At 63.0% G+C, this 1,428-nt stretch carries 2 pseudogenes; one reads left to right on the top strand and one right to left on the bottom strand.

Features of this window, described 5'->3' with window-relative positions:
• Window positions 1-271: 271 nt before the first annotated feature.
• Window positions 272-943: pseudogene (locus tag BN1233_RS45895) on the top strand (serine hydrolase); the annotation flags it as partial.
• A gap of 72 nt (window positions 944-1,015) precedes the next feature.
• Here BN1233_RS45895 and BN1233_RS50780 read toward each other — a convergent pair.
• Window positions 1,016-1,105, bottom strand: a pseudogene (locus tag BN1233_RS50780) (hypothetical protein); the annotation flags it as partial.
• Window positions 1,106-1,428 lie beyond the last annotated feature (323 nt).

The raw sequence follows: 1,428 nt of genomic DNA, 5'->3' as shown, positions 1-1,428 counted from the left end.
CTGGCCTGTGCACTCCCCTGCCGACGCTTCGCCGGCGTCCTTACGGACGTCTGCGCACGGCTCGGGGTCGACGTGGATCGCTACTCCTTCATCGTCAGGGACTTGCACCCTCTACTCCTTGCCGGTCTCCCGGCGCACTCCGAAAACCTTCACATTGGCCGACCTTTCACAAAGGCATGTTTTGGCAATTTGGATAGGTCCAACCCTCCGCCCAAATTTAGGCGGCAAGTATCGGCTAACGTGGCTGCACGCGAAATGTGAGGATGCTGCCATGAGGCTGTGGGTCTCCATCGCTGTTGCCGCTGTTGCTATCAGTCTGGCCTCCCCCGCAAAGGCACGGGACCCGCTCCTTGAGGAGAGCGTCAACTTCACGGGCGCGGTCCTCTACTTCAGTTCTGGGGTTCCCGGCCTCGTCATCGGGGCCGTGCGCAAAGGCGAGACCGCCGTTGCCGGCTTCGGGCGGATCAGCGATAGCGTCGACCAAGCTCCCAACGGCGACACCCTGATGCGCGTGGGGTCGATTACAAAGGTCTTCACAGGCATGGTCTTGGCCAGCCTAGTGGCCGACGGCACAGTGCGGCTGACGGATCCACTCGACAAGCACCTCGGCTGGGACGTCCCTGTTCCGACACGGGATGGTCGGCCAATCCGGCTGATCGACCTCGTCACCCACACCAGTGGCCTGCCGCGCGAGATCGAACGCCCGCCGAGCCCGCCGGACGATCCAATGCGGACCCTCACCAAGGAGGCGTTCATCGCCCATCTGAAGCAGGACCGGCTGCTGTTCACGCCGGGAACCGGTGCGCAGTACTCGAACGTCGCTTTCGACCTCCTCGCTGCGGCCCTGTCCTCGGCTGCGAAGCGCCCATACGAGGATTTGTTGCGCGAGCGCGTTCTTCAGCCGGCCGGTCTGACGGCAACGGCCTTTGGCCAGCACGTTGCGCCGCTGAAGCGCTGTATAGACCTGCATCAGATAGGTCAGCGTCAGCGACATCACCGACATCCCGATCAGCGAGTTGAACAGGAAGAGCAGCCGTGTCGGGCTCGTGTGCGGGGTGAAGTCGCTCGCGCCGACGATGGCCATGCTGGTGCCGCCGGCATACATTGCGGTGACGAAGTCAGTGGGCGTCTCGCCGTTGGTGGCGCGGATGGACGTGCCGAGTTCCGGGTGCATGATCAAAGCTGCTCCGAGCGTCAGCCCGAGAGCCCAGACCCCAACCAGCAGCACGAGGCTGACCGGACCGCAGAAGGACAGAACGACTCCTTGTCTGGAGCCAAAAACCTTTGAGGCTTTGACGACGGAGGCCCAGACCAGCCGCCCGACCCTGGACCCAATGAGGCTGGTGCCGATCCGAGCGTAGAGCACCGTCAGAAAGATATCGAGCAAAATGATCAGGATCAGCAGTATTGAACCGCGCCGGGATTCCC

It is taken from the genome of Microvirga massiliensis (genome assembly GCF_001006805.1).
GTDB classification, from domain to species: domain Bacteria; phylum Pseudomonadota; class Alphaproteobacteria; order Rhizobiales; family Beijerinckiaceae; genus Microvirga; species Microvirga massiliensis.
The sequence above is the reverse complement of the archived record's forward strand: the minus strand, read 5'-3'. Positions and strand labels throughout refer to the sequence as shown.